A 26,939-nucleotide genomic window follows, 5' to 3' on the forward strand; every position below is an offset into this window, starting at 1 on the left:
GAGGGGTGGGCCCTCGCGCCCGCCCTTCGACATTCCCGCCGAGGTTTCAGGTCATGAACGGTCAGAATATCCGCATCCGCCTCAAGGCGTTCGATCATCGCATCCTCGATGCCTCGACCCGCGAGATCGTCTCCACCGCCAAGCGCACCGGCGCCCAGATCCGCGGCCCGATTCCGCTGCCGACGCATATCGAGAAGTTCACGGTCAACCGCTCGCCCCACATCGACAAGAAGTCGCGCGAGCAGTTCGAGATGCGCACGCACAAGCGGGTGCTCGATATCGTCGATCCGACCCCCCAGACCGTGGACGCGCTGATGAAGCTCGACCTCGCCGCTGGCGTGGACGTGGAGATCAAGCTCTGAGCCGCTGAGGCTTAGAGCTTACCGTTTCATCGCGCGAGGGAGACACCTATGCGCTCAGGCGTCATTGCACAGAAGGTCGGCATGACCCGCATCTTCACGGATGCGGGGGAGCATGTCCCCGTCACCGTGCTCAAGATCGATCAATGCCAGGTGGTTGCCCACCGCACCGTCGAGAAGAACGGCTACGTCGCGCTGCAGGTCGGCGTCGGCAAGGCCAAGGTCAAGAATGTGTCCCGCGCCGAGCGCGGCCGCTTCTCCGTCGCCAAGGTCGAGCCGAAGCAGAAGCTCGCCGAGTTCCGCGTCAGCGAGGATTCGCTGATCCCGGTCGGCGCCGAGATCACCGCGGACCACTTCATCCCCGGCCAGTTCGTGGACGTCACGGGCACGACCACGGGTAAGGGCTTCGCCGGCGGCATGAAGCGCTGGAACTTCGGCGGCCTGCGCGCCACGCACGGCGTGTCGATCTCGCACCGCTCGATCGGTTCGACCGGCGGCCGTCAGGATCCGGGCAAGACCTTCAAGAACAAGAAGATGCCGGGCCATCTCGGCGTCGAGCGCGTGACCACCCAGAACCTGCGCGTCGTGCGCACCGACCCCGAGCGCGGCCTCATCCTCGTCGAGGGTGCGGTGCCGGGCGTCGCCGGCGGCTGGATCCAGGTCCGCGACGCGGTGAAGCGCAAGCTCCCCGCCGATGTTCCGCTGCCGGGCAAGTTCCGTGAGAACGGCAACGCTGCCACGGCTCCCGAGGCTCCCGCTTCCGAGGAGAACGCGTGATGAAGCTCGATATCACCACGCTCGAAGGCGAAGGCGCCGGCTCGGTCGAGCTCGACGAGGCCATCTTCGGCCTCGAGCCCCGCGCCGACCTGCTGCAGCGCATGGTCCGCTGGCAGCTCGCCAAGCGCCGCGCCGGCACCCACGCCGTGCAGAACCGCTCGGACGTGAACCGGACGCGCAAGAAGCTCTACAAGCAGAAGGGCACCGGCAACGCCCGCCACGGCGCGGCCTCCGCGCCCCAGTTCCGCGGCGGCGGCCGGGCTTTCGGCCCGGTGGTGCGCGACCACGGCCACGACCTTCCCAAGAAGGTCCGCGCGCTGGCGCTGCGCCACGCCCTCTCGTCCAAGGCCAAGAGCGAGACGCTGATCGTCATCGACGACGTCAAGCTCGACGAGGGCAAGACCAAGGTCCTGTCCGAGCGCTTCGGCAAGCTCGGCCTGTCGAGCGCCCTCATCATCGGCGGCGCGGAGATCGACGCGAATTTCGGTCGCGCCGCCCGCAACCTGCCGCAGATCGACGTCCTGCCGGTGCAGGGCATCAACGTCTACGACATCCTGCGCCGTGAGAAGCTCGTTCTCACCCGCGCGGCGGTCGATGCGCTGGAGGCGCGTTTCAAATGAGTGCCGATCCGCGCCACTACGACGTGATCGTCTCGCCCGTGATCACCGAGAAGGCGACGAACCTGACCGAGCAGAACAAGGTCGTGTTCCGCGTCGCGCCGAAGGCCTCGAAGCCGCAGATCAAGGAAGCGGTCGAGAAGCTGTTCGACGTCAAGGTCACGGCGGTGAACACGCTCGTGACGAAGGGCAAGAAGAAGGTCTTCCGCGGGTTGCGCGGACAGCGTTCGGACGTGAAGAAGGCGATCGTCACCCTCGCCGAGGGCGATTCGATCGACGTCACGACGGGCCTCTGAGACGACCGGGTTTAGGGAACCAAGCCGATGGCCTTGAAGACATTCAAACCGGTCACGCCGAGCCTGCGCCAGCTCGTGCTGGTCGACCGCCGTGAGCTCTACAAGGGCAAGCCGGTGAAGGCGCTGACCGAGGGCAAGTCGTCCACGGGCGGCCGCAACAATCTCGGTCGCATCACCGTCCGCTTCCGCGGCGGCGGTCACAAGCGCGCCCTGCGCAACGTCGACTTCAAGCGTCGCGACCAGCTCGGCGTGACGGCGACGGTCGAGCGGATCGAGTACGATCCGAACCGCACGGCGTTCATCGCGCTGATCAACTACCCGGACGGCAAGCAGAGCTACATCCTGGCTCCCCAGCGCCTGCAGGCCGGGGACAAGGTGGTGGCGGCCGAGCAGGTCGACATCAAGCCGGGCAATGCCGGCCCGATCGGCAACATGCCGGTGGGCACGATCGTCCACAATGTCGAGCTGAAGATCGGCAAGGGCGGCGCGATCGCCCGGTCCGCGGGCAACTACGCCCAGATCGTCGGCCGCGACCAGGGCTACGTGACGCTGCGCCTGAACTCGGGCGAGCAGCGCCTCGTGCACGGCCAGTGCTTCGCGAGCGTGGGCGCGGTCTCGAACCCCGACCACATGAACATCTCGCTCGGCAAGGCCGGCCGCAACCGCTGGCTCGGCAAGCGCCCGCACAACCGCGGCGTCGCGATGAACCCGGTCGACCACCCGCACGGCGGCGGCGAGGGACGCACCTCGGGCGGCCGTAACCCGGTCACGCCGTGGGGCGTGCCCACGAAGGGGAAGAAGACCCGGTCCAACAAGCGGACCGACACCTTCATCCTGTCCAGCCGCCACAACCGCAAGAAGTAACCACCATGGCACGCTCCCTCTGGAAGGGGCCGTTCGTCGACGGCTACCTCCTCAAGAAGGCTGAGACCGCGCGCGGATCCAGCCGCAACGAAGTCATCAAGATCTGGAGCCGCCGCTCCACGATCCTGCCGCAGTTCGTCGGGCTCACCTTCGGTGTGCACAACGGGCAGAAGCACATCCCGGTCTACGTGTCCGAGGAGATGGTCGGTCACAAGTTCGGCGAGTTCTCGCCGACCCGCACCTTCCACGGTCACGCGGCCGACAAGAAGGCGAAGAGGCGCTGATATGGGCAAGCCCGCAACCCCCCGCGCGCTCCCCGAGAACGAGGCCAAGGCGGTCGCGCGGATGCTCCGCGTCAGCCCCCAGAAGCTGAATCTCGTCGCGCAGCTCATTCGCGGCAAGAAGGTCGAGTCGGCGCTCGCCGACCTCGAATTCTCCCGCAAGCGGATCGCCCGCGAGGTCAAGAAGTGCCTCGAGAGCGCGATCGCCAACGCCGAGAACAACCACGACCTGGACGTCGACGATCTCGTCGTCTCCCAGGCCTTCGTCGGCAAGGCGCTCGTCCTGAAGCGGTTCCACGCCCGTGCGCGTGGCCGCGGCGCCCGCATCCTGAAGCCCTTCTCGAACCTCACCATCGTGGTTCGCGAAGTCCCGTCCGCCGAAGCGGCGTGAGGAGGATCTGATGGGCCAGAAAGTCAATCCGATCGGTCTGCGTCTCGGCATCAACCGGACGTGGGATTCCCGCTGGTTCGCCCAGAAGGGCGAGTACGCCAGGCTGATGCACGAGGACGTCGCGATCCGCGCCGCCCTCATGAAGCAGCTCAAGCAGGCCGCGGTCTCGAAGATCGTCATCGAGCGGCCGCACCGGAAGTGCCGCGTCACCATCCACTCGGGCCGCCCGGGCGTGGTGATCGGCAAGAAGGGCGCGGACATCGAGAAGCTGCGCAAGCTCGTCGGCACGATGACCAAGGCCGACGTGACGATCAACATCGTCGAGGTGCGCAAGCCCGAGATCGACGCCACGCTCGTGGCCGACTCGATCGCCCAGCAGCTCGAGCGCCGCGTCGCCTTCCGTCGCGCCATGAAGCGCGCCGTGCAGTCGGCGATGCGCCTCGGCGCCGAGGGTATCCGCATCACCTGCTCGGGCCGTCTCGGCGGCGCCGAGATCGCCCGGACCGAGTGGTACCGCGAGGGCCGCGTGCCCCTGCACACGCTGCGCGCCGACGTCGATTACGGCACGGCCACCGCCTTCACGACCTACGGGACGTGCGGCATCAAGGTGTGGGTGTTCAAGGGCGAGATCCTCGAGCACGACCCGATGGCGCAGGACAAGAAGGCGCAGGACGAGGGTGGCCGGTCCGGCGGCCGTCGTGAGCGCGACGGTGAGGGTGGCCGCGAGCGCGGCCGGCGCGATCACGCCAACGCGTGATCGGCGCTCCGCGCGACAGGAAGGTTTGAGAGGCTGCCATGCTGCAACCCAAGAAGACGAAGTTCCGCAAGCAGTTCAAGGGCCGCATCCACGGGACGGCCAAGGGCGGCTTCGACCTGAACTTCGGCCAGTTCGGCCTGAAGGCCGTGGAGCCCGAGCGCGTCACCGCGCGGCAGATCGAGGCGGCCCGCCGCGCGATCACCCGCGAGATGAAACGCCAGGGCCGCGTCTGGATCCGCGTGTTCCCGGACGTCCCCGTGTCGTCCAAGCCCACCGAGGTCCGCATGGGCTCCGGCAAGGGCGCGCCGGATTACTGGGCCGCCCGCGTCCATCCCGGCCGCATCATGTTCGAGGTCGACGGCGTCGCCGAGGATATCGCCCGTGAGGCCCTGCGCCTCGGCGCGGCCAAGCTCCCCGTGCGGACCCGCGTCGTCGCCCGCATCGCAGATTGAGGAGGGAGATCATGAAGTCGTCCCAGAGACTGTCTGATCTGAAGGCCTTGTCCGCGGATCAGCTGAACGACGAGTTGCTGAACCTCAAGAAGGAGCAGTTCAACCTGCGCTTCCAGGGGGCCACCGGCCAGCTCGAGAACGTCGCCCGCGTCCGCGAGGTCCGTCGCGACATCGCCCGTGTCCGCACGCTGCAGCGTCAGAAGACGCTGGCCTCGACGCAGGCCTGAGGAGTCCACCATGCCGAAGCGCGTATTGCAGGGCGTCGTCGTCAGCGACAAGGGCGAGAAGACCATCGTCGTGAAGGTGGAGCGCCGCTTCACCCATCCGGTGATGAAGAAGACCGTCCGCCGCTCGAAGAACTACCATGCCCATGACGAGGCGAATGCCGCCAAGGTCGGGCAGACGGTGTTCATCGAGGAGTGCCGCCCCTTCTCCAAGACCAAGACCTGGAAGCTCGTCGAGGGCAACGAGGTCGCCGCGAGCGCCTGAGGCGCTCGCGAAGACACCCTTGCGCGAATCGCCCGGACGGTGTAACCGACCGGCCTTCGCGAAAGTTCAGAGGGGATGCCTGGCATCCCCCGTCGACTGCGGTGACCGCGCCGGTGCCACCAAGCGCCGATAGCGCGGTCTGTCATATGAGCCGGGGACATCAGATCCCCATCAGGCGTCGTCCGCCGGGCAATACCGCCCGCGTGCGGAAACCCGCCTGAAACAAGGAAAGGTCACTCCCGTGATCCAGATGCAGACGAATCTGGACGTCGCCGACAATTCTGGTGCACGCCGCGTGATGTGCATCAAGGTGCTCGGCGGGTCGAAGCGCAAGTACGCCGGCGTCGGCGACATCATCGTGGTCTCCGTGAAGGAGGCCATCCCGCGCGGCCGCGTGAAGAAGGGCGACGTCATGAAGGCGGTCGTCGTCCGCACCGCCAAGGACGTGAAGCGTCCCGACGGCTCGGTCATCCGCTTCGACAAGAACGCCGCCGTCCTGATCAACAATCAGAAGGAGCCGATCGGCACCCGCATCTTCGGGCCCGTGCCGCGGGAACTGCGCGCACGCAACCACATGAAGATCATCTCGCTGGCTCCTGAGGTGCTGTGATGGCTGCCAAGATCAAGAAGGGCGACACGGTCGTCGTCCTCACCGGCCGCGACGCGGGTCGCTCCGGGGAGGTCATCCAGGTCCTGCCGAAGGAGAACCGGGCCCTCGTGCGCGGTATCAACCTCGTCAAGCGCCACCAGCGCCAGACGCAGAGCCAGGAGGGCGGCATCATCTCGAAGGAGGCCGCCATTCACCTGTCCAACATCGCGGTCGCCGATCCCAAGGACGGCAAGGCGACGCGTGTGGGTTTCCGCATTCTCGAGGACGGCCGCAAGGTTCGGTTCGCCAAGCGCTCGGGGGATCTGATCGATGGCTGAGGCAAACAAGGACGCCTACACCCCGCGTCTGCGCAAGCATTACGACGAGGTGGTTCGGCAGAAGCTGATCGAGGAGTTCGGCTACAAGAACCCCATGCAGGTGCCGCAGATCGAGAAGATCGTCATCAACATGGGCGTCGGCGAGTCGACCGCTGATTCGAAGAAGGCCACGGTCGCCGCGGGAGACCTCGCGCTGATCGCCGGCCAGAAGCCGGTCATCACCCGGGCCCGCAAGGCGATCGCGACCTTCAAGGTCCGCGAGGGCATGCCGATCGGCTGCAAGGTCACCCTGCGCAAGACGCGCATGTACGAGTTCATGGACCGGCTGATCACGATCGCGCTCCCGCGCGTCCGCGACTTCCGCGGCCTGAACCCGAAGTCGTTCGACGGGCGCGGCAATTTCGCCCTCGGCCTCAAGGAGCACCTCGTGTTCCCGGAGATCTCGTACGACAAGGCCGAGCAGATGTGGGGCATGGACATCGTGGTCACCACGACGGCCAAGACCGACGAGGAGGCCCGCGCCCTCCTCAAGCATTTCCGCTTCCCGTTCCGGCAGTAAGAGCGGCGACGCTCTTAGACGCGGACACTGGAGAGAGACAGCATGGCTAAGAAAAGCTCAGTCGAGAAGAACAACCACCGCAAGGCGCTGGTGAAGCGCTTCGCCGAGAAGCGCAAGGCGCTGCTCGCGACCGCCAACAACGAGTCCCTCGAGATGGAGGAGCGCTTCGAGGCGCGCCTCAAGCTCGCGGAGCTGCCCCGCAACTCGTCGGCCACGCGCATCCGCAACCGCTGCGAGATGACCGGCCGTCCGCGCGCCTTCTATCGCAAGATGGGCATCTCGCGCGTCGCGTTGCGTGAGCTCGGCAACCGGGGCCTGATCCCCGGTCTCGTCAAGTCGAGCTGGTAAGGAGGCAGTCACCATGGTCAACGATCCCGTGGGTGATATGCTCACCCGCATCCGCAACGGTCAGCAGCGCCGCCGCAACGTCGTCCAGACGCCCGGCTCGCGCCTTCGCGCCAGCGTTCTCGACGTCCTCAAGTCCGAGGGCTACATCCGCGACTACGCGACCACGGACCTCGGCAACGGGCGCACCGAGTTCGCGATCGAGCTGAAATACTACGACGGCAAGCCCGTCATCCGCTCGATCCAGCGCGTGTCGAAGCCCGGCCGCCGGGTCTACTCGTCGGTCGGCGAGCTGCCCCGCGTCGCCGACGGTCTCGGCATCACCATCGTGTCCACCCCGCAGGGCGTCATGGCCGACCACGAGGCGCGCGAGCGCAACGTCGGCGGCGAGTTGCTCTGCAAGGTGTTCTGATCGCAGGCGAGAGGAGAAGGCTATGTCTCGCGTAGGCAAGAAGCCCGTGTCCGTCCCGTCCGGCGTGACGGCCACGGTGACGGGCCAGACGGTGAAGATGAAGGGTTCCAAGGGCGAGCTGCAGTTCGTCGTGCCGAGCCTCGTCGATGTCGCCCTGGAGGACGGCGCGATCTCGGTCACGCCGAAGAACCAGTCCAAGGAGGCCCGCTCGCTGTGGGGCACCTCCCGGGCGCAGGTCGCGAACCTCGTCGAGGGCGTGTCGAAGGGCTTCGAGAAGAAGCTCGAGATCACCGGCGTCGGCTACCGCGCCGCGATGGCCGGCAAGGCCCTCAAGCTGTCGCTCGGCTACAGCCACGACATCGAGTACGAGATCCCGGCCGGCATCACGATCGTGACGCCCAAGCCCACGGAGATCGTGATCTCCGGGATCGACCGGCAGCGTGTCGGCCAGGTCGCCGCCGAGATCCGCGACTATCGCGGCCCCGAGCCCTACAAGGGCAAGGGCGTGAAGTATGCGGGCGAGTTCATCTTCCGCAAGGAAGGCAAGAAGAAGTAAGGACCCGCCACCATGTCACGCAAGAACGAAGCACTCGACCGCCGCAAGGCGCGTGTGCGCCGCGCGCTGCGGGCGGCGGCCAACGGGCGGCCCCGGCTCTCGGTGTTCCGCTCCTCGAAGCAGATCTACGTCCAGGTCATCGACGATGCGCAGGGCCGCACCCTGGCCTCCGCCTCGTCGCTGGAGAAGGATCTGAAGGCGAGCCTGAAGACCGGCGCGGACGTCGCGGCGGCCTCCGCCGTCGGCAAGCTCGTCGCCGAGCGCGCCAAGGCGGCCGGGGTCACGCAGGTGATCTTCGATCGCTCGGGCTACATCTTCCACGGGCGCATCAAGGCGCTCGCCGACGCCGCCCGCGAGGGTGGCCTCGACTTCTGATCGGCGGTGAGGGGGCGGCCCGCCGCCCCCGAGACGGACGGCATCAAGCGAGCGGGCCCGCCGCCCGCGTCAGTGAGAGAGACAAGGTACAAGATGGCACGTGAACGTGAAGGCGGTGGCCGCGGCCGCCGCGACGAGCGCGAGGAGCGCGACAGCGAGTTCGTGGACAAGCTCGTCCACATCAACCGCGTCGCCAAGGTGGTGAAGGGCGGCCGTCGCTTCGGCTTCGCGGCCCTCGTCGTCGTCGGCGACCAGAAGGGCCGCGTCGGCTTCGGCCACGGCAAGGCCCGCGAGGTGCCGGAGGCGATCCGCAAGGCGACCGAGGCGGCCAAGCGCGGCCTGATCCGCGTCTCGCTGCGCGAGGGCCGGACCCTGCACCACGACGTGCACGGCCGCCACGGCGCCGGCAAGGTCATCCTGCGCGCCGCGCCCCAGGGCACCGGCATCATCGCGGGCGGCCCGATGCGCGCCGTCTTCGAGACGCTCGGCATGCAGGACGTTGTGGCGAAGAGCCTCGGCTCTTCGAACCCCTACAACCTCGTGCGCGCCACCTTCGAGGCGCTCAAGAACGAGGACAGCCCGCGCGCGGTCGCCGCGCGCCGCGGCCTCAAGGTGTCGGCCCTCCAGGCCCGGCGCCGCGATGCCGACCCGTCCGACATGTCCGAAGCGGCCGTGGCGTAAGGGGAGGACAGCATGGCTACCAAGACTGTCCGCGTCCAGCAGATCGGCTCGCCGATCCGCCGTGAGGCCTCTCAGCGCGCGACGCTGATCGGCCTCAAGCTGAACAAGCTGCACCGGATCTCCGAGCTCGAGGACACTCCCTCGGTGCGCGGCATGATCCGCAAGGTGCATCACCTCGTGCGCGTCCTCGACGGCGCGGCTTGAGGAGGGCGAGATGAAGCTCAACGAGATCCGCGACAACGACGGCGCGACCAAGAACCGGATGCGCGTCGGCCGGGGCATCGGCTCCGGCAAGGGCAAGACCGCGGGACGCGGCGTGAAGGGCCAGAAGGCCCGGACCGGTGTGTCCATCAAGGGCTTCGAGGGCGGTCAGATGCCGCTGCATCGTCGCCTGCCGAAGCGCGGCTTCAACAACATCCACGCCGCCGACCTGAACGAGGTGAATCTCGGCCGGGTCCAGGAGGCGATCGAGGCGGGCCGGCTCGACAAGGGCGCGACCGTCACGGTCGAGGCGCTCGTCGAGGCCGGCATCATCGCCCGTCCCCGCGACGGCGTGAAGCTCCTCGGCGTCGGCGAGCTCAGCACCAAGCTCGCCTTCGAGGTCACCCGCGCCTCCAAGTCCGCCATCGAGGCGGTCGAGAAGGCTGGCGGCAGCGTCACGGTCGTCTACGCCTCCGGCGTGTCGACCCGGGGCTCGGCCGCGGCGACGGCCTGACGGGCAGTTGCGCCGGGTTTGGACAGCCCTTAAGTCGAAGCGCTGAGCGGCGGCCCGTGCGACCTCGCGCGTGGCCGCCGCTTCGTTTTCACGGGTGCTCCCCGGAGCCCCGCACCATCCGATCTCAGGAATCCGGCCATGGCCTCAGCCGCCGAGCAGCTTGCCGCCAACCTCAATTTCGGGGCGATCGCGAAGGCCGATGAGCTCAAGAAGCGCATCTGGTTCACGCTCGGCGCGCTCGTGGTGTTCCGGCTGGGCACCTACATCCCGATCCCGGGCATCGACCCGGAGCAGTTCGCGCGGAACTTCCAGCAGCAGGCGGGCGGCGTGCTCGGCCTGTTCAACATGTTCTCGGGCGGGGCGGTGGAGCGCATGGCGATCTTCGCGCTCAACATCATGCCCTACATCTCGGCCTCGATCATCATCCAGCTCCTCACCTCGGTGATCCCGAGCCTGGAGACGCTGAAAAAGGAGGGCGAGTCCGGCCGCAAGGTCATCAACCAGTACACGCGCTACCTCACGGTGCTCCTGGCGCTCGTCCAGTCCTGGGGCATCGCCGTCGGCCTGCAGAGCTCGAGCGCGGCGATCGACCCCGGTCCGTTCTTCCTGCTCTCCACGGTGATCACGCTCACCGGCGGCACCCTGTTCCTGATGTGGATCGGCGAGCAGATCACCTCGCGCGGCATCGGCAACGGCTCCTCGCTGATCATCTTCGCCGGCATCGTCGCCCACCTGCCCACCGCCATCATCGGCGCGCTGGAACTCGGCCGCACGGGCGCGCTCTCCTCGGCCGTGATCCTCGGCGTCGGCGTCGCGGCGGTGGGGCTCGTCTACTTCATCGTGTTCATGGAGCGCGCCCAGCGCCGGCTCCTGATCAACTACCCGAAGCGCCAGGTCGGCAACCGCATGTACGAGGGCCAGACCTCGTTCCTGCCGCTCAAGCTCAACACCTCGGGCGTGATCCCGCCGATCTTCGCCTCCTCCCTGCTGCTGCTGCCGGCGACGGTGGCGAGCTTCTCGGCCAACCAGGGCTCGACGGGGATCCTCGGCACGCTGACGACCTATCTCGGGCACGGGCGGCCGCTCTACATGCTGCTCTACGCCGCCCTGATCATCTTCTTCGCCTTCTTCTACACGGCCGTGGTGTTCAACCCGCAGGAGACGGCAGACAACCTGAAGAAGCATGGCGGCTTCATCCCCGGCATCCGCCCGGGCGAGCGCACCGCCACCTTCATCGACAAGGTGCTGACCCGCATCACGGCGATCGGCGCGCTCTACCTCACCTTCGTCTGCCTCGTGCCGGAGATCCTGGCCTCCTACGCCTCGGCGAGCCTGGGCTTCGGCGGTACCTCGCTCCTCATCGTCGTCTCGGTGACGATGGACACGGTCGCGCAGATCCACGGGCACCTGATGGCGCACCAGTACGAGGGTCTCGTGAAGAAGGCGAAGCTGCGCGGCGCCTCGACGACGACCCGGCGGCGCTGAGCGCGGGAAACAAACCCCGCCGACACGTCAGCGTTGGCCCTTTCTCCGACTCCACGGGGGGCCGAAAACCGCTAGAACGTGTCGGACGGCGGCGATGCCGGGGAAGCTTCGCCGGGTAGACGCCCTGCAAGCCCGAATGCGGGCAATGGACGAGGACAGACGCCATGCGGATCATTCTGCTCGGGCCCCCCGGGGCGGGCAAGGGAACCCAATCCGAGCGGATCGTCGAGCGGTTCGGCATACCGCAGCTCTCCACCGGGGACATGCTGCGCGCGGCGGTCGCCGCCGGCACGCCGGTCGGCCTCGAGGCGAAGGCGGTGATGGAGAGCGGGGGCCTCGTGCCCGACTCGGTCGTGGTCGGCATCGTGGCGGACCGGATCGAGGAGGCGGATGCCAAGCGCGGCTTCATCCTCGACGGCTTCCCGCGGACGGTCGAGCAGGCGAAGGCCCTCGACGCGATGCTCGCCGAGAAGGGGCTGTCCCTCTCGACGGTGATCGAGCTGAAGGTGGACGAGGACGCCCTCGTCGGGCGCATCGCCAAGCGCGCCGAGGAGACCGCCGCCAAGGGCCTGCCGGTCCGCAAGGACGACACGCCGGAGGTGTTCAAGACCCGTTTCGACGCCTATCGCCGCCAGACCGCTCCGCTCTCCGACCATTATTCCGGGACCGGCATGCTGGAGACGGTCGACGGCATGAAGCCGATCGACGCGGTGACGCAGGATCTCTTCACCCTGCTGGAGCGCCACGCGGAGAAAGCCGTCTCCTGAGCCGCACCATGCGGTTGACAAGACACCCGGCCCGCGCTAGCAGGCCGATCTTCGTCCAGACGGAAGTTGGTCCGGGGCGTCCCGTACGGGGCGGCCGCGGGCCGATTTGTCGTTAGCGGCGCGCAGGGGCCGGACTCCACCGGACGCGCGCGACACCCGAGTAGAGCCCCCGCCGCAGGCGCGGGGCCATATGGAGCAGCACCTTGGCCCGTATCGCAGGCGTCAACATCCCGACGAACAAGCGCGTCGTCATCGCGCTTCAATACATCCACGGCATCGGCTCCAAGAAGGCCGAGGAGATCACCGAGAAGGTCGGCATCCCGGCCGAGCGCCGCGTGAACCAGCTCACGGACGCCGAGGTGCTCCAGATCCGCGAGACGATCGACCGCGACTACCTCGTTGAGGGCGATCTGCGCCGCGAAGTCTCGATGAACATCAAGCGCCTGATGGATCTCGGCTGCTACCGCGGCCTGCGCCATCGCCGCAGCCTGCCCGTCCGCGGCCAGCGCACGCACACCAACGCCCGCACCCGCAAGGGCAAGGCGAAGCCGATCGCCGGCAAGAAGAAGTAAGGTTTCGGCTTGGGAGGCCGCCGCGCGGCCTCCCTGCCCGTCGCGCCGGGCGCTCCGGCGTCGGCAACGAGGCGGCACGGCCCTGCGAGGCGGCGCCGCCCGATCCCCAAGAAAAATCCCGAGCGCCTGGTGTTACGGGCGTGCCTGAAGGAAGTGAGCGAGAGATATGGCCAAGGAACCGACCCGCGTCCGCCGGCGCGAACGCAAGAACATCGTCTCGGGCGTCGCCCACGTGAACGCGTCGTTCAACAACACGATGATCACGATCACGGACGCGCAGGGCAACACGATCTCGTGGTCGTCGGCCGGCGCGATGGGCTTCAAGGGCTCGCGGAAGTCGACCCCCTACGCCGCGCAGGTCGCCGCCGAGGATGCCGCCCGCAAGGCGTCCGAGCACGGCATGCGCACCCTCGAGGTCGAGGTGTCGGGTCCGGGCTCCGGCCGCGAGTCGGCGCTCCGCGCGCTGCAGGCGGCGGGCTTCACCGTGACCTCGATCCGCGACGTCACGTCGATCCCGCATAACGGCTGCCGCCCGCGCAAGCGCCGCCGCGTCTGAGCGGGGCTCGGCGAGGCATCGGAACACGGAGGGATATTCGTGGCGGAAGGTTCGAAGCCGCTCCCGGGCGCCCTGCGCTGGCAGCTCGGCGATCTGACGGTCACCGTCCTCAACGACGGTTACCTGCAGGGCTCCATCGACCTCGTCACGGGCATCTCCAAGGCGGAGGCCGGCGCGCTACAGGCGGCCGGCTTTCGTGCTGAGGCCCCCCGGATCACGCTGAACGCCTTCCTGATCACCGGTCCCGGCCGCAAGCCGGTGCTGATCGACACGGGCTTCGGTGGCTTCGGCGGCGACACCCTGGGGCGCGTGCCGGCGGCCCTCGCCCATGCAGGGGTGAAGCCGGAGGAGATCGAGACCGTTCTCCTCACCCACCTTCACCCCGACCACGCGGGCGGGCTGCTCGCGGGGGGGAAGGCGGCCTATCCGAACGCCGAGATCGTGCTCCACGCCGACGAGCAGGCGCACTGGCTCGGCGAGGGCGCGCTCGCCCGTGCGCCGGAGGGGGCCAAGCCCTATTTCGAGATCGCCGCCAAGGCGACCGCACCCTATGCCGGCCGCACCCGGACGATCGGCGGGGGCGAGGAGGTGGTGCCGGGCGTCACCGCCGTGCACCTGCCCGGCCACACGCCGGGCCATACGGGCTTCCGGATCACGTCCGGGGACAGGACGCTGATGATGTGGACGGACGTGGTGCACCTGCCCGCGATCCAGTTCAAGCAGCCGGAGGCCGGCGTCAGCTTCGACGTGGACGGGGATCAGGCCCGCTCCACCCGCAAGCGGATCCTCGACGAGGTGGCGGGCAGCCGCAGCTTCATCGGGGGCTCGCATCTCGAATTCCCGGCGCTCGGCTACGTCGTGCGTGAGGGCGCCGGATACAGCTTCGTGCCGGAGCTCTGGGTCGCGGCACATTAGGCAACCATTCGGACGCCGGTCCCGGCGGGGGTGAAGGGACCGGCATCCCGCGCGGACCACGCGAGCGGACCGCGCCCGTATTGCGAGAGGTAGGATCGTGGTCATTCAGAAGAACTGGCAAGAGCTCATCAAGCCGAACAAGCTCCAGGTGACGACCGGGGACGACCCGAAGCGCGTCGCCACCGTCGTGGCCGAGCCGCTCGAGCGCGGCTTCGGCACGACCCTCGGCAACTCGCTGCGCCGGGTGCTGCTGTCCTCGCTCCAGGGCGCGGCCGTGACCTCGGTGCAGATCGACGGCGTGCTGCACGAGTTCTCCTCGATCCCGGGCGTGCGCGAGGACGTCACCGACATCGTCCTCAACATCAAGACCATCGCGATCCGCTCGCAGACCGACCAGCCGAAGCGCATGACCCTGCGCAAGACCGGACCCGGCGTCGTGACGGCGGGCGACATCGGCGTCGTCGGCGACATCCAGATCCTGAACCCCGACCTCGCGATCTGCACCCTCGACGACGGGGCGGAGATCCGCATGGAGTTCACGGTCGCCACCGGCAAGGGCTACGTCCCGGCCGAGCGCAACCGTCCCGAGGACGCCCCGATCGGCCTCATCCCGGTCGACGCCCTGTTCTCGCCGGTGACCAAGGTCTCCTACCGCGTCGAGACGACCCGCGAGGGCCAGGACCTCGACAAGGACAAGCTGACCATGACGGTCGAGACCAACGGCGCGGTCTCGCCGGAGGATGCGCTGGCCTACGCCGCGCGCATCATCCAGGACCAGCTGCAGGTCTTCGTGAACTTCGAGGAGCCCCGCAAGGAGGAGGCCGCGCCGCTCGCGCCGCAGCTCCCCTTCAACCCGGCGCTGCTCAAGAAGGTGGACGAGCTCGAGCTGTCGGTCCGTTCGGCGAACTGCCTGAAGAACGACAACATCGTCTATATCGGCGACCTCATCCAGAAGTCGGAGGGTGAGATGCTGCGCACCCCGAACTTCGGCCGCAAGTCGCTCAACGAGATCAAGGAAGTGCTCGCCGGCATGGGCCTGCACCTCGGCATGGACGTGCCGGGCTGGCCGCCGGAGAACATCGAGGATCTCGCCAAGCGCTTCGAGGAGCATTACTGAGGCGCTCGCCGACCCGAGACGTCGATCGGGACCCGGCGCATCGTCGCCGGGCTCTTCGCCGAGACATCCCGCCGCGGGGTCAAGCGGAACGAACAGCCTCGCTCCCGAGGCGCCTGGCCGTACCGTGGCACGGCGGCCATAGAACGAAGGACAGCCAATCATGCGTCACGGTTTCCGCGGTCGCCGCTTCAACCGCACGGTCGAGCACCGCAAGGCGATGTTCGCCAACATGTCCGCCGCGCTGATCAAGCACGAGCAGATCATCACCACCCTGCCGAAGGCGAAGGACCTGCGTCCGGTCGTCGAGAAGCTGATCACGCTCGGCAAGACCGACAGCGTCCATGCCCGGCGCCTCGCCATGTCGCAGCTGCGCGACGAGGCGATGGTGAAGAAGCTCTTCGCCGTGCTCGGCCCGCGCTACAACGCCCGCCCGGGCGGCTATTGCCGCATCATGAAGGCCGGCTTCCGCTACGGCGACAACGCCCCGATGGCGGTCATCGAGTTCGTGGACCGGGACGTCGACGCCCGCGGCAAGGATTCGGGCCCGGCCCAGGGCGGCGAGGCCGCCGCGGCCTGAGCCGCAGCGATCAGGCGATCAGACGAGAGGGGCGGCCGAGAGGCCGCCCCTTTTTCGTTGCCGGCCGCAACGAGCCCGAAGGCCGCGCGTGTCCTGATGCGGGCGCCGGAGCTCGGCGCTACGACCTCGCGGTGACCGACAATCCCGGCGCGGGCCGGGCGCAGCTCCTGCGCGGCTGCCTCGGCCGCTGGATCGCGATGGACGTGCGGATGCCTTCCGGGGCAGTCCACCGGGGCTGGATGCCCCGCACCTGCGCCCACCAGCTCACCACCTGCGGCTGAGGCGGGCGCGGCCGGTGCCCCCCGGCGGCCTATCCGGCCCCGCCCTCCAGCAGCTTCGAGACCCGCGCCGCGAGGTCGCCCGAGCCGAACGGCTTCTTGAGGACCGGCACGTCCTCCGGGATCTGCATCGCCTCGGCGTGGCCCGTCAGGATCAGCACGGGCAGGTCCGGCCAGCGCTCGCGGACGGTCGCGGCGAGGTCCACGCCCGTGATGCCGGGCATGGCGAGGTCGGCCACGACGAGATCGAAGCGGCTCTCCTCCAGGAGGGCGATGGCCGCGGCCCCGTCCGGCGCCTCGGTCTCCCGGTAGCCGAAATCGCTGAGGAAGGAGGCGGTGACGTGCCGGACCTCCTCGTCGTCGTCGACGACGAGGATGCGGGCGGGCCGCGCGGCGACGGGCGCCTCCGCGGCCGGGGTGGCCTCGGCCTCCGCCGCCGTCTCGGCCGGCGGCAGCAACAGCTCCACCAGGGTGCCGCGCCCGACCGCGCTGTCGATGCGCAGCCGCCCCTTCGATTGCTGGGCGAGGCCGAACACCATGGCGAGGCCGAGACCGGTCCCCTGGCCGACCGCCTTGGTGGTGAAGAACGGCTCGCAGACCCGCTGCAGGATCTCCGGCGGGATGCCGGTGCCCATATCCGCGACGCTGACGGCGAGGTAGCTGCCGGCGGGCAGTTCCGGGTCGTCGGCGACGCGCACGAGGCCGGTGGCGATGGTGATGGTGCCGCCCTCCGGCATCGCGTCGCGGGCGTTGATGCAGAGGTTGAGGATCGCGAGTTCGAGCTGGTCCGGGTCGACGAGGGCCGCGGGCAGGTCCGGCCCGAGCCGCGTCGTCACCGTGACGAGCCCGCCGAGGCTGCGTCCGAGCAGGGCGTCCATGCCCTCGATCAGGGCGTTCACGTCCGTCGAGCGGGCCTGCAGGTCGTGCGAGCGGCTGAAGCTGAGGAGGCGCTTCGTGAGGGAGGCGCCGCGCTGCGCGGCCTGGGTGGCGTTGTCGATCAGGCGGCGCACCCGCGGCTGGTCGCCGACCTTCGGCCCGGCAAGTTCCAGGCTCCCGAGGATGGCGGTGAGCAGGTTGTTGAAATCGTGCGCGATGCCGCCCGCGAGCGTGCCGAGCGCCTGCATCTTGTCCGATTGGCGCAGCCGCGCCTCCAGCGACTTCTGCTCGGTGACGTCGCGCTCGATCGTGGCGAGATGCGCGATCGTGCCGGAGGGGTCGCGGATCGGCACCCGCGTCACCTGGCTCCAGCGCTCGGCGCCGGCCGGCCCCTCCGCGTCGAGGCTCTCGACCGCCTCGCCGGAGGCCATCGCGGCGGCGTCCGCCCGCTCCGCGGCCGCACCGCGTTCCCCCGCCACCTCGGCCTCCGTCCGCCCGAGGCAGGATCCGGCATCGCTGCCGAGCAGAGCCGCCTTGCGGGCGTTGAGGCGCACGAAGCGCGCGCGCGCGTCCTTGAACGAGATCGCGTCGTCGGAATGCTCCAGGAGCCCCCGCAGCAGGGCGCGCTCCGTGGCGAGCTCGCGCCCGAGCCGGTGCCGGTCGAACGCGTTGCCGACCGTGTGGCGCAGCAGCGCCGCATCCCACGGTTTCGTGACGTAGCCGGTAATCCCGCCCCGGTTGAGCGCTGCGATGACCGCGCTGATATCCGCGTAGCCCGTCAGCAGGATCGCCTGCGCCTCGTGGAAGCTGCGCGCCTCCGCCAGCATGGCGTCGCCGGTCATGTCGGGCATGCGCTGGTCGGAGAGGATCACGGCGATGTCCGGATCCTCGACGAGCATCGCCAGCGCCTGGGCGGGCTTCGTCGTGGTGACGACGCGGTAGGTCTCCTCGAACAGGTCCTCGAGGGCGATCAGGATGTCCGGCTCGTCGTCGACGGCTAGGATCGTGCCTCTCGTCATGCGCTGTCCGCCTGCCGTGGGATGCCGATCACGAAGCAGGCTCCACCTCCTGACGCCGTCTCGACGGTGAGCGAGCCGCTATGCGCCTGAACGACGCTGTATGCAATCGCGAGCCCGAGGCCGGTCCCGGAGCCCACGGGCTTCGTCGTGAAGAAGGGCTCGAAGATCTTTTCCCGCAGATCCTCGGAGATGCCGGGCCCCGTGTCGCTGATGCGGATGACGTCGGTCTCGGCGCTGCTCTCGGTCACGATGCGGATCGTGCCGCCCTCGGGCATCGCGTCGGCGGCGTTGCCGAGGATGTTCATCACGACCTGATTGAGGAGGGCGGGGGTGCAGTGGATCTCGGGGCGGCCGGAGAAGTCCCGCTCCACCGCGATGCGGCCGCCGAGCTTGTGCTGGATCAGCGCCAGCACCGTCTCGATCGCCTCGGGCACGTGCACCCGGGAGCGCTCGCCCTCGTCGAGGCGGGAGAACTTGCGCAGGTTCAGCACGAGGTCCTGGATGCGGGTGAGCCCCATCCGCATCGAGCCGATGCGATCCCGCGCCTTGGCGAGCGAGCGCTCGGCCAGGGCGTCGCCGGGGGGTGCCGGCACCTCGCCGAGGAGGCGCTCGACGGTGCCCTGATGCGCCAGGATGAAGGCGAGGGGGTTGTTGATCTCGTGGGCGATGCCGGCCACGAGCTCGCCGAGCGAGGCCATCTTGGCGGCCTGGACGAGCTTCGCCTGCGCCTCCGTGAGCTTGCGGTTGGCGTCCGCGAGGTCCCGGTTCGCCTGTTCCAGGGCGCCCGCGAGCTTGGCGCGAGCCTCAGCCGCCTCGGCCTCGGCGCGGGCCCGCTCCAGCTCCCGCTCCCGGTCGCCGAACTCGCCCGCGATGCGGCGGTTGTCCTCCTCCAGCAGGCGGCGGCGGACGAGGCCGCGCACCCGCATCACGAGGACGTCGCCGTCCGCCTTCGAGACCACGTCGTCGGCACCGGCCGCGAAGGCGGCGACGAGGAAATCCTTGGCGGGCGCGCTCCCGGCGATGCCGACGAGGTGGAAGGGCGCGGCCCCCTCGGCGGAGGCGCGCCGCGCATCGATCGCCCGGCACAGGTCGAGCCCGTCATAGGCCGGCCCGAGGAGGTCGAGCGTCACGCAGTCGAAGGTGGCGCCCGGCGCGTCGAGGGCGGCGAGCGCCGCCTCGGGCCCGTCCGCGGCGGTGACCGCGTGGCCCTCCTGGGTGAGGAGCCCGGCGAGGAAGGTGCGGTAGGTGGCGCTGCCGTCGATCACGAGGACGCGCCCGCGCCGGAAGGCGGCGACGCCCGGCCCCTCGGCGGACGAACCGCCCTTGCGCTCGCGCAGCAGCGCGCGGATGCGCAGGATCAGGAGGTCGCGGTCGGCCGACTTCGCCACGTAGGCGTCGGCCCCGCTCTCCAGGCCCTGGCGCTCCCCGTCGCGGGCGCCCGTCAGCATCAGGAGGGGCAGGGCGCGGGTGCGCAGCGACAGGCGCAGCTGCCGCGTGAACTCGTCCCCGTTCATGCCGGGCAGGTGGTGGTCGGCGACCACGAGGTCGGGGAGGCTGGTGTTGAGGTGATCGAGCGCGGCCTCCGCCGTGGGGCAGCGCTCCACCGCGAAGCCGCGGCTCTCGAGGAGCAGGCGCAGCTCCAGGGCCTGCGTCTCCGAATCCTCCACCAGCAGGAGGCGCGGGCGTGGCCCCTCGCTCACGGCTGCGGATCCGGCTGGATGGCCCGCAGGATCTGCCCGGCCACGCGGTCGAGGGGGAGCACGCCGCGGGCGGCGGAGAGGCGCACGGCGGCGGCCGGCATCCCGTAGACGACCGCCGTGCTCTCGTGCTCGGCGATGGTCTCGGCGCCAGCCCGGCGCATGTCGAGGAGGCCGAGCGCGCCGTCCTCGCCCATGCCAGTGAGGAGCACCCCGATGCCCCGGTTCCCGGCGTGGCGCGCGAGCGACCGGAACAGAACGGTGGCGGCCGGCCTCTGGCCGCCCACGGGGGCCGAGTCGAGGATGCGCAGGATGCCGTTCGGGCCGAGTTCGAGGTGCCGGTCGCCCGGCGCCACGTAGACGCGGCCGCCCTCGGCCCGCTCGCCGTCCCGGGCGAGGGCCACGGGCAGCGGCACCACGCCGTTGAGCCAGGCGGCGAAGCCCTCCATGAAGGCCGCGCCCATGTGCTGGACGACGAGGACGGGGAGGGGGAAATCCTCCGGCAGGGCGCCGATGACGCGGGCGAGCGCCGGCGGGCCACCGGTCGAGGCCGCGATGGCGAGGATCGTCGGCCGGTCCGGCGGGTCGGCGTCCGGCGCGGCCTGGGGGGCGGGGCGGCGCCCGGCCCATTCGGAGCCGATCGGCCGGCGCCGGATCACCGGCACCTGGGCCATGATGCGCAATTGCGTGCAGATCTCGCCGGCCACCGCGTCATAGCCGGAATGAGTCGTGGCGACCGGCTTCTCGACCACCGAGAGGGCGCCGGCGCGCAGGGCGTTCATGGAGATGCGAAGCGAGGCATCCTCGACCGAATCCGCCACCACGACGATCGGGGTCGGATGCTCGGCCATGATGCGGCGGGTCGTCTCCAGGCCGTCGATGCCGGGCAGGCGGATGTCCATGGAGATCACGTCGGGCCGCACGGCGGCGATCTGCTTCAGCGCCTCCTCGCCCGAGGCCACCGCCGCGACGAGGAGGAGGCGCGGGTCGCGCCCGACGATGTGCGTCAGGAGGTGGCGCACGACGAGGCTGTCCTCGACGAGCATCACCCGGACCGGGCCATCCGACGCGCCGCCCCCGTTCACAGCAGCTGCCCGATCGTGTCGAGGAGCTGGCGCTGGTCGAACTTCTGCTTGGTCAGATAGGCGTCCGCGCCGAGTTCCAGCCCGCGGTTCACGTCCTCGGCGTCGCCCCGGGAGGTCATCAGGATCACCGGCAGGCGTGCGAAGGCCTCGTCGGCGCGCAGCGCCTTGAGGAGGCCGAACCCGTCGAGGCGGGGCATCTCCACGTCCGCGACGACGAGGTCGACCCTCTCGATATCGGCGCGCAGCCGGTCGAGAGCGTCCTGCCCGTCGACGCAGACGACCACGCGGTACCCGGCCGCTTCCAAGATCCCCTTCTCCAAAGTCCGCGTGGTGATGGAATCGTCCACGACGAGAATCGTCGAACGTGGCGCCGCAGCGCCCGTTCCGCCCGGGTCGGCGCGCGATTCCGCCGCGCCGCCCGCGATGCCGGCTGATCTGGCCTCGGCGGCCCGCGCGGCAAGCCCCTCCGGGTCGAGAACGAGGGCCGGCACGTCGCCGGGCAGGATCACGGTGCCCGACACGATCGCCGCGTCGGCCCCGATCGGAGGCGCGGGCAGGACGAGCAGGGTGCGCACGTCGCGAAGGGCCTCGACCGCGAGCACGAAGCCGCCGGCGGACCGCAGCAGCACGGCCGTGAGGCTCGCCCCCTCCGCCGGCTCGGCCGAGGGCGCACCGACGAGCTCGGACAGGGTGTAGACCGGCAGGGTCCGCTCCGCGCCGTCGCCCTCGATCGACAGGACCGGCCGCCCGAGGGCGCGGCCGAGGCGCGCGCGCTCGTGGCGCAGCAGGCGCTCCACCGACGCGCCGGGCAGGGCGTAGACCGCGCCGCCCGCCTCGACGAGGAGCAGGGTGCGGCGGGAGGCCGAGAGCGGCAGGCTCATCACGAGGGATGTGCCCCAGGGCTCGCGCGGCTCGAGCCGCACGCTGCCGCGCAGGGAGCGCACCGCGTCGGCGACGACCGACAGCCCGAAGCCCCGGCCCGACAGGGTGTCGACCGCCTGCGCCGTCGAGAAGCCGGCCTCGAAGACGAGGCCGAGGAGGGCGTCGGGCTCGGCCGCCTCGCCGGGGGAGAGCAGGCCCCGGCGGCGGGCATTGGCCTCGATCGCCGGGAGGTTCGGGCCCGCCCCGTCGTCGTGGACGCCGATGTGGAGACGCCCGCCGCGCAGGCCGATCTCGAAGTGGATCGCGAGCGCCGGCGGCTTGCCGGCGCGGCGGCGGGCCTCCGGCGGCTCGGCGCCGTGGCTCAGGGCGTTGCGCAGCGCGTGCAGGACCGGGTCCTTCAGGATCTGCAGGAGACCCCGGTCGAGGGGCAGGTCGAGGCCCGTGACGGTGAGGTCGATCTCGCGGCCCTGCTCGCGGGCGGTCTCGCGCAGCGAGCGCGCGAAGCCGCCGAACACGGTCTCGGCCGGCACCAGGGCGAGGCGCTCGGCCTGGGTCCGCACCCGCGCCGCCGCCGCGTCGATCGCGCTCGCGGCCCCGGCCTGCCGGCGGGCGAGATCGCTCGCCTCCCGGGCCAGCGCCGCGAGGCCCGCCTCGATGCCGCGCAGATCCGTGCGCAGGGCGTCGAGGGCGGCCGAGAGCGCGTCCGGATCGAGCCCGCGCCCCGGACCCGCGAGGCGGGCCAGCGCGCCGCCCGCCCGGCCGCTCTCGGCCCGGCGGCGCAGGGCCGCGGCGCTGCGGGCGATGCGCGCGAGCCCGTCGCCCACCATCGCCTCGCCGCCGAGGCTCGTGGTCAGGTCGTGCGTCGCCCGCGTCAGCGCCTCGACGGCGTCCGCCGGGACCCGCAGGAGCGCCTGGGCCGCCTCGGCCTCGGACGGCGTCTTCGGGGCCGGCGCCGGCTTGGGGGCGGGCGCCGGCTCGGGGGCGGCTGTCGGCTTCGCGGCGGGCAGCGGCGGAGACGGGGGCGGCGCCGCAAGGCCCGGCGTGCCGAGCCGCCGGTCGAGGGCGGCGATGGCGTCGTCCGGCATCCCGGGGGCCTCCGCGCCCTTCAGCCCGGCGACGAAGGCCTCGATCCGGTCGAGGGCGAGGTGGGTCGCGCCCGTCGCCTCCCGGTCGAGGGCGGTCGATCCCGCCACGATGCGCTCGAACAGGGCCTCCAGGCGGTGGGCCACGGCCTCGACCGCGGGCAGGTCGACGGCGCGGGCCGCCCCTTTCAGGCTGTGGGCGCGCCGGAAGATGTCGTTCCAGTCGGGCTGGCGCCCCTCGGCGCCGCCGGCGAGCGCCGCGCGGATCGCGTCGATGTGCTCGCGATGCTCGACCTCGAAGGCGGCGAGGAGCTGCTGGCGGATGTCCATCGGGGCGCCGGGGATCCTAGTGCCGGTAGCGCTCGGCGAGCGCGATCAGGGCCTGGGCGAGCTCGGTGAGGTTGGCCGAGGCCGCCTCCACCTCGCGCGTGCCCGCTGCCGTCTGCTGGCTCGCCTGCCGGATGTTCTGGAGCGCGCCCATCACCTGCTCGATGCCGAGCTGCTGCTGGTTCGTGGAGGCCACGATCTGCTGGAAGGTCTGCACGCTCTCCTCCACGCGGGCGGTGATCTCCTCGATGGTGCGCTGGGTCGTGTCGGAGCGCGACTTGCCGGCGGCCGCCCGCTTCACCGCCTCCTCGGTCAGCATCACCGAGGTGTTGATGCCTCGCTGGATCTCGCCGAGGATCGCGCGGACCTGAACGGTCGCGGCCTTGGCCTGGTCGGCCAGAAGCTTCATCTCGGCGGCGACGACGGCGAAGCTGCGCCCGCTCTCGCCGGCGGCGGCCGCCTCGATGGCGGCATTGAGCGCCAGGAGATGCGTGCGCTCCGAGATGTCGTTCACGGTGGTGATGATCTCGCCGATCGTCTGCGTCTTCTCGGAGAGCGCCACGATGTTGCCGGCCACCGCCTCCGCCTGCTCGCGGATCGCGTCCATCGCCCGGGCCGTGTCGGCGACTGCCCGCAGCCCCGCCTTCGAGGTCTGGGCGGTGGCCTGGGCGGTGGCGATGACCTCGCTCGCGCGCTTTCCGATCTGGGCGCCCGAATGGGTGATCTCGTCGACGGTTGCGGCGGTCTCCTGGACGGCGGCGAACTGCTCCTCGACGGAGGCCGCCTGCTCCTGGGCGGAGGCACGGATCTGGGCGGCGGCGGCGTTCAGGTCGGCGGTGGCGGCGCGGTTGGTGCGGGCGAGGTCGGCGAGCCCGGCCACCATGCCGTTGAGGCTGCGCCCCAGCCTCCCGATCTCGTCGTGGCCGCGCGCCTCGAGGGTTTGGGACAGGTCGCCCGAGCCGACCCGCTCGGCGAAGGCCATCACCGTCTCCAGCGGGCGCACCACCGCGCGGCTGATCAGGACCGTGACGAGGATCGCGAGCAGGATCGCGGCGGCGAGCGTGAGGCCGACCGAGATGCGGCTGCGCTCGTAGATGTCGCGCACCCCGCGCTGGCCGGCGGCGATGCCCTCGTCGAGGATGTCGCGGGTCCGGTCGATGCTGCGGAGGAACACCTCCTGGGTGCGGTTGAGGTCGTCGTTGCGCGCCTCCACCGCCTCGATCTTCTTCTCGGAGACGGCCGCGAGCTGGGCCTCGCTGCCGCTGCGCAGCTGCCGGAAGGCCCCGGCCGCCTCAAGGGCCGCCTCGTTCATCCGCCGCCAGACGGCCGATCGCTCCGGCGAGATCGCGGTGGCCCGGAACTCGTCGGCCGCGCGCGCGAGGCCGGCGAGGACGGCCTCCGTCTCGCCGGCGGCCCGGCGCCAGGCGAGCGCCGGGTCCTCCGTGTCGGCAGCCCGCCGGCCCGTCAGCGCGAAGATCACCGCGTTGCGGCGCAGGATGCCCATGTCGCGGGCCCGGCTGGCGAGGTCGTCGAGCTTGCGGGCGACGGCGAGGTCGCGGGTGACGATGGCGTCCGTGGTGTCCCGCACCGCGCCGATCCGGTCGAGCGCGTAGAGGCCGAGGGCGACGATCACCAGCGTCACGGCGACGAAGCCGAGCAGGATCCGTTTTCCGATCGAGAGCGACACGCGTTCAGGCTCCGAAAACCGGCGGCGGGACGGGCACCCCGATGGCCGCGCTCAAGGCAGGTAGCGCCGCAGCAGGCGCGGCAGATCGACGAGGGCGAAATCTCCCGTCCCGGAGGGACCGGCGGGGGCATAGCCCGAAACGGCCTCGCTGCCCAAGCCGAGGGCCAGCGCGGGGGCGTCGCCCTCCGGCGCGTCCGGCGCCTCGCCGTCGAGGCGGGCCGTGCCGAGCACCCGGTCGACGGCGAGCGCGACGGGGACGGAGGTGCCGCGCAGGACGACGAGATGCCCCTCCTCGGCGGGGGTGCCGCCGCGCCCGAGTGCCCGGGCGAGGTCGAGCACGCTGACGATGCCGCCCGAGAGCGCGACGAGGCCCAGCAGGGCGGGGCTCGCCGCGGGCAGGGCCGTGCAGGGGCGGGCGGGGACCACCTGCGCCACCTCGGCGAGCGGCAGGCCGTAGCGCTCGGGGCCGCAGGCGCAGACGAGGAAGGCGCGGCCCTCGGCCCCGGCGCGGACCGCCTCGCCCCGGCGGGCGAGCGCCAGCGTGCGCGCCTCGCGCAAGGTTCGGGCCCGGGCGGCCTCGTCCTGTCGGTGTCCGTTCGCGCTCACGCGGGCCTCCTCCCTCCCTGCGCTCGCCCATCAGCGCGTCCGGGCACCGATGCGGGCGCTGGCCAGCCGGGCGCTCGCGGCGATCTCGCGGGCGGTCGCACCGTCGCCCTCCGGCAGCACGGCGTCCGGGGCAAGCGCTTCGCTCAGCCGGGCGGCATTGTCGAGGGCCCGCCGCGCCGGCCCCGGCCGCCCGAGGGCGGCGAGCAGGAGGCCGAGATGGTAATGGGCCATCACGAAACCGGGATCGAGGTAGAGCGCGCCGCGCAGGGACCGCTCGGCCTCCGCCTCGCGCCCGAGCCCGAGCCCGAGCAGACCCTCGTAGAGGAGGAGCCGCGGGTCGCGCTGTCCGGCCTGCAGGGCCGCGCGGGCGCCGCGCCACGCCTCGGCCGTCTCGCCCGCGTCGGCGAGCGAGCGGACCCGCGCGAGCACCTCCTCGGGCGGCGGCACCTCGCCGCGCGGATCGGGGCCGACCTGCACCGGCAGGGCGACGGGCGCCTCCTCCTCGGGCGGCGGAGGCGGGTCCGCGGGCGGGCGCGGCGGCAACGGCGGCGGCGGGACGATAGCGGGGAACACGGGCGGGGCAGGCGCCGGGGGCGGCGGCAGCCGATCCGGCGGCGACGGCGCGGCCTCGTCGAGGCGGCGATAGGCGACGGTGCCGGGCAGGTTCACCGGCGTGAGCCAGTCGGCGAAGGCCGGGTTCGGCTCGGCATGGCCGATCAACAGCCAGCCGCCCGGCCGCAGCCGGCGCCCGAGCGCCCGCACGATCCCCGCCACGGTCTCGGCGCTGAAATAGATCAGCACGTTGCGGCAGAGGATGAGGTCGAACTCCGCGAAGCGCGCGGGCGCCGTTCCGTCGATGAGGGCGAGCAGGTTCTGCCGCTCGAACCGGACCATGCGGCGGAATTCGGGGCGCAGGGCGTAGCCGCCCTCGCGGGCGGCACCGGGCTCCGCGGGCAGGCGCCGGAAATAGAGGTTGCGCGCCTCGGCCGGCATCGTGCGCAGCGCCCAGCGCCCGTAATGTGCGGCCCGCGCGGTCGCGAGCGCGGCGACGCTGATGTCGGTTCCCGTGATCGCCACGTGCCACTCGGGCAGCGACTCGCCGAGGATCTCGCGCAGGAGGATCGCCACCGAGTAGGCCTCCGCCCCGGTCGAGCAGCCCGCGCTCCAGACCTTGAGGCTCTGCTCGGGGCCGCGCGCCGCGATCAGGCCCGGCAGGATGGTCTCGCGCAGCGCCTCGAACTGCTCCGCGTAGCGGAAGAAGAAGGTTTCCCCGATGGTGATCTCGGCCTCGAGCGCGGCCCATTCGCTGGCGCCGTCCTGGCCCTGCGCGAGGAGCGCGCGGTAGGCCGTGGCGTCGGCCATCCCGGCCGCGCGGAAGCGGCGGCGGAGCCGGTCGAACAGCAGGCCGTCCTTGTCGGCGTAGTATTGGTGGCCGGTCCGGGCGATGATCTCGGCCTTGAGGTCCGCGTAGCCCGGATCGGCGAACGGGTCGCGCGGCTCCGGCCGCCGCGCGGCGGGCTCCTCGCGGGAAGGCTCGCGGGAAGGCTCGCGGGCCAAG

The 26,939-nt window shown here is 70.9% G+C and carries 36 protein-coding genes; 29 read left to right on the top strand and 7 right to left on the bottom strand.

All coding sequences use genetic code 11. From position 1 onward, the window contains the following. Positions 1-53: 53 nt before the first annotated feature. From rpsJ to J2X36_RS11270, 29 genes are all read left to right on the top strand, one after another. Positions 54-362 carry a 30S ribosomal protein S10 gene (gene rpsJ, locus J2X36_RS11130; RefSeq protein WP_109895582.1) on the top strand — a complete coding sequence of 103 codons (309 nt, stop codon included), beginning with the start codon at positions 54-56 and terminating at the stop codon, positions 360-362. Positions 363-410: 48 nt separating this feature from the next. Beyond that, positions 411-1,136 (top strand): 50S ribosomal protein L3, encoded by a 726-nt coding sequence (gene rplC, locus J2X36_RS11135; protein WP_132255565.1) that lies wholly within the window; start codon positions 411-413, stop codon positions 1,134-1,136. Continuing rightward, positions 1,136-1,756: a 50S ribosomal protein L4 gene (gene rplD / locus J2X36_RS11140; RefSeq protein WP_310349692.1), complete on the top strand. Its 621-nt coding sequence runs from the start codon at positions 1,136-1,138 to the stop codon at positions 1,754-1,756. The genes rplC and rplD overlap by 1 nt, the downstream gene beginning before the upstream one ends. Next, positions 1,753-2,049 carry a 50S ribosomal protein L23 gene (locus J2X36_RS11145; protein WP_132255566.1) on the top strand — a complete coding sequence of 99 codons (297 nt, stop codon included), beginning with the start codon at positions 1,753-1,755 and terminating at the stop codon, positions 2,047-2,049. The genes rplD and J2X36_RS11145 overlap by 4 nt, the downstream gene beginning before the upstream one ends. A 27-nt stretch (positions 2,050-2,076) precedes the next feature. Beyond that, complete coding sequence (rplB, locus tag J2X36_RS11150) at positions 2,077-2,913, top strand: 50S ribosomal protein L2 (RefSeq protein ID WP_132255567.1); 837 nt, start codon at positions 2,077-2,079, stop codon at positions 2,911-2,913. A 5-nt stretch (positions 2,914-2,918) separates the two neighbouring features. Next, positions 2,919-3,197, top strand: a complete 279-nt coding sequence (rpsS, locus tag J2X36_RS11155) for a 30S ribosomal protein S19 (protein WP_109895570.1) — start codon at positions 2,919-2,921, stop codon at positions 3,195-3,197. Position 3,198: 1 nt separating this feature from the next. Next, a complete protein-coding gene (rplV, locus tag J2X36_RS11160; RefSeq protein ID WP_109895568.1) occupies positions 3,199-3,585 on the top strand; it encodes a 50S ribosomal protein L22 in 387 nt (128 codons plus the stop codon). Between the two features lie 10 nt (positions 3,586-3,595). Further along, complete coding sequence (gene rpsC / locus J2X36_RS11165; protein ID WP_132255568.1) at positions 3,596-4,342, top strand: 30S ribosomal protein S3; 747 nt, start codon at positions 3,596-3,598, stop codon at positions 4,340-4,342. 38 nt (positions 4,343-4,380) lie between these two features. Beyond that, positions 4,381-4,794, top strand: coding sequence for a 50S ribosomal protein L16 (rplP, locus tag J2X36_RS11170; protein ID WP_132255569.1), 414 nt, complete (start codon positions 4,381-4,383; stop codon positions 4,792-4,794). An 11-nt stretch (positions 4,795-4,805) separates the two neighbouring features. Next, positions 4,806-5,021, top strand: coding sequence for a 50S ribosomal protein L29 (rpmC, locus tag J2X36_RS11175; RefSeq protein ID WP_109895562.1), 216 nt, complete (start codon positions 4,806-4,808; stop codon positions 5,019-5,021). 10 nt (positions 5,022-5,031) lie between these two features. Further along, positions 5,032-5,283 (top strand): 30S ribosomal protein S17, encoded by a 252-nt coding sequence (gene rpsQ, locus J2X36_RS11180; protein ID WP_132255570.1) that lies wholly within the window; start codon positions 5,032-5,034, stop codon positions 5,281-5,283. A gap of 241 nt (positions 5,284-5,524) precedes the next feature. Beyond that, complete coding sequence (gene rplN / locus J2X36_RS11185; RefSeq protein WP_109895558.1) at positions 5,525-5,893, top strand: 50S ribosomal protein L14; 369 nt, start codon at positions 5,525-5,527, stop codon at positions 5,891-5,893. Further along, complete coding sequence (rplX, locus tag J2X36_RS11190) at positions 5,893-6,210, top strand: 50S ribosomal protein L24 (RefSeq protein ID WP_109895556.1); 318 nt, start codon at positions 5,893-5,895, stop codon at positions 6,208-6,210. Before rplN ends, rplX begins: the two co-directional genes overlap by 1 nt. Then, positions 6,203-6,769: a 50S ribosomal protein L5 gene (gene rplE / locus J2X36_RS11195; protein WP_310349713.1), complete on the top strand. Its 567-nt coding sequence runs from the start codon at positions 6,203-6,205 to the stop codon at positions 6,767-6,769. Before rplX ends, rplE begins: the two co-directional genes overlap by 8 nt. A gap of 42 nt (positions 6,770-6,811) precedes the next feature. Beyond that, positions 6,812-7,117 (top strand): 30S ribosomal protein S14, encoded by a 306-nt coding sequence (gene rpsN, locus J2X36_RS11200; protein WP_132255572.1) that lies wholly within the window; start codon positions 6,812-6,814, stop codon positions 7,115-7,117. A gap of 13 nt (positions 7,118-7,130) precedes the next feature. Further along, positions 7,131-7,526: a 30S ribosomal protein S8 gene (rpsH, locus tag J2X36_RS11205; RefSeq protein WP_132255573.1), complete on the top strand. Its 396-nt coding sequence runs from the start codon at positions 7,131-7,133 to the stop codon at positions 7,524-7,526. A gap of 22 nt (positions 7,527-7,548) precedes the next feature. After that, on the top strand, positions 7,549-8,082 hold the full coding sequence (gene rplF, locus J2X36_RS11210; RefSeq protein ID WP_310349718.1) for a 50S ribosomal protein L6: 534 nt from the start codon (positions 7,549-7,551) through the stop codon (positions 8,080-8,082). A 12-nt stretch (positions 8,083-8,094) separates the two neighbouring features. Then, positions 8,095-8,457: a 50S ribosomal protein L18 gene (rplR, locus tag J2X36_RS11215; RefSeq protein ID WP_132255575.1), complete on the top strand. Its 363-nt coding sequence runs from the start codon at positions 8,095-8,097 to the stop codon at positions 8,455-8,457. Between the two features lie 93 nt (positions 8,458-8,550). Continuing rightward, positions 8,551-9,138, top strand: a complete 588-nt coding sequence (gene rpsE / locus J2X36_RS11220) for a 30S ribosomal protein S5 (protein ID WP_132255576.1) — start codon at positions 8,551-8,553, stop codon at positions 9,136-9,138. A 12-nt stretch (positions 9,139-9,150) separates the two neighbouring features. Next, on the top strand, positions 9,151-9,342 hold the full coding sequence (rpmD, locus tag J2X36_RS11225) for a 50S ribosomal protein L30 (protein ID WP_132255577.1): 192 nt from the start codon (positions 9,151-9,153) through the stop codon (positions 9,340-9,342). A 10-nt stretch (positions 9,343-9,352) separates the two neighbouring features. Further along, the gene (gene rplO / locus J2X36_RS11230; RefSeq protein WP_132255578.1) at positions 9,353-9,853 is read left to right on the top strand and encodes a 50S ribosomal protein L15; all 501 of its coding nucleotides are present in this window, start codon (positions 9,353-9,355) and stop codon (positions 9,851-9,853) included. 138 nt (positions 9,854-9,991) lie between these two features. Continuing rightward, on the top strand, positions 9,992-11,338 hold the full coding sequence (secY, locus tag J2X36_RS11235) for a preprotein translocase subunit SecY (RefSeq protein ID WP_132255579.1): 1,347 nt from the start codon (positions 9,992-9,994) through the stop codon (positions 11,336-11,338). Positions 11,339-11,502: 164 nt separating this feature from the next. Further along, entirely contained in the window at positions 11,503-12,105 is a 603-nt protein-coding gene (locus tag J2X36_RS11240; RefSeq protein ID WP_310349723.1) for an adenylate kinase, read from the top strand. Between the two features lie 203 nt (positions 12,106-12,308). Beyond that, positions 12,309-12,677, top strand: a complete 369-nt coding sequence (gene rpsM / locus J2X36_RS11245) for a 30S ribosomal protein S13 (RefSeq protein ID WP_132255581.1) — start codon at positions 12,309-12,311, stop codon at positions 12,675-12,677. Positions 12,678-12,843: 166 nt separating this feature from the next. Then, positions 12,844-13,233 (top strand): 30S ribosomal protein S11, encoded by a 390-nt coding sequence (rpsK, locus tag J2X36_RS11250; RefSeq protein WP_109895534.1) that lies wholly within the window; start codon positions 12,844-12,846, stop codon positions 13,231-13,233. Positions 13,234-13,272: 39 nt separating this feature from the next. Next, positions 13,273-14,148 (top strand): MBL fold metallo-hydrolase, encoded by an 876-nt coding sequence (locus tag J2X36_RS11255; protein WP_132255582.1) that lies wholly within the window; start codon positions 13,273-13,275, stop codon positions 14,146-14,148. Positions 14,149-14,227: 79 nt separating this feature from the next. Then, on the top strand, positions 14,228-15,265 hold the full coding sequence (locus J2X36_RS11260) for a DNA-directed RNA polymerase subunit alpha (protein WP_405029772.1): 1,038 nt from the start codon (positions 14,228-14,230) through the stop codon (positions 15,263-15,265). Between the two features lie 160 nt (positions 15,266-15,425). Continuing rightward, positions 15,426-15,842, top strand: a complete 417-nt coding sequence (gene rplQ, locus J2X36_RS11265; RefSeq protein ID WP_132255584.1) for a 50S ribosomal protein L17 — start codon at positions 15,426-15,428, stop codon at positions 15,840-15,842. 131 nt (positions 15,843-15,973) lie between these two features. Continuing rightward, positions 15,974-16,123: a hypothetical protein gene (locus J2X36_RS11270; RefSeq protein WP_165937929.1), complete on the top strand. Its 150-nt coding sequence runs from the start codon at positions 15,974-15,976 to the stop codon at positions 16,121-16,123. A gap of 29 nt (positions 16,124-16,152) precedes the next feature. On the opposite strand, the gene J2X36_RS11275 is transcribed toward J2X36_RS11270, so the two are convergent. The 7 genes from J2X36_RS11275 to J2X36_RS11305 are packed head-to-tail and all read right to left on the bottom strand — an operon-like array spanning position 16,153 to position 26,938. Further along, positions 16,153-18,015, bottom strand: coding sequence for a response regulator (locus J2X36_RS11275; RefSeq protein ID WP_310349734.1), 1,863 nt, complete (start codon positions 18,013-18,015; stop codon positions 16,153-16,155). After that, positions 18,012-19,715 carry a response regulator gene (locus J2X36_RS11280; protein WP_310349737.1) on the bottom strand — a complete coding sequence of 568 codons (1,704 nt, stop codon included), beginning with the start codon at positions 19,713-19,715 and terminating at the stop codon, positions 18,012-18,014. Before J2X36_RS11280 ends, J2X36_RS11275 begins: the two co-directional genes overlap by 4 nt. Beyond that, positions 19,712-20,758 carry a chemotaxis-specific protein-glutamate methyltransferase CheB gene (cheB, locus tag J2X36_RS11285; protein WP_310349841.1) on the bottom strand — a complete coding sequence of 349 codons (1,047 nt, stop codon included), beginning with the start codon at positions 20,756-20,758 and terminating at the stop codon, positions 19,712-19,714. The genes J2X36_RS11280 and cheB overlap by 4 nt, the downstream gene beginning before the upstream one ends. Positions 20,759-20,793: 35 nt before the next feature. Further along, positions 20,794-23,091, bottom strand: coding sequence for a response regulator (locus J2X36_RS11290; protein ID WP_310349739.1), 2,298 nt, complete (start codon positions 23,089-23,091; stop codon positions 20,794-20,796). A 16-nt stretch (positions 23,092-23,107) separates the two neighbouring features. Beyond that, on the bottom strand, positions 23,108-24,775 hold the full coding sequence (locus J2X36_RS11295) for a methyl-accepting chemotaxis protein (RefSeq protein ID WP_310349740.1): 1,668 nt from the start codon (positions 24,773-24,775) through the stop codon (positions 23,108-23,110). A 51-nt stretch (positions 24,776-24,826) separates the two neighbouring features. After that, positions 24,827-25,381: a chemotaxis protein CheW gene (locus J2X36_RS11300; RefSeq protein WP_310349741.1), complete on the bottom strand. Its 555-nt coding sequence runs from the start codon at positions 25,379-25,381 to the stop codon at positions 24,827-24,829. A 30-nt stretch (positions 25,382-25,411) separates the two neighbouring features. Then, entirely contained in the window at positions 25,412-26,938 is a 1,527-nt protein-coding gene (locus J2X36_RS11305) for a protein-glutamate O-methyltransferase CheR (protein ID WP_310349742.1), read from the bottom strand. Between the last annotated feature and the right edge of the window lies 1 nt (position 26,939).

The sequence above is a fragment of the Methylobacterium sp. BE186 genome (assembly GCF_031457035.1).
In the GTDB taxonomy this organism is placed as follows: domain Bacteria; phylum Pseudomonadota; class Alphaproteobacteria; order Rhizobiales; family Beijerinckiaceae; genus Methylobacterium; species Methylobacterium segetis.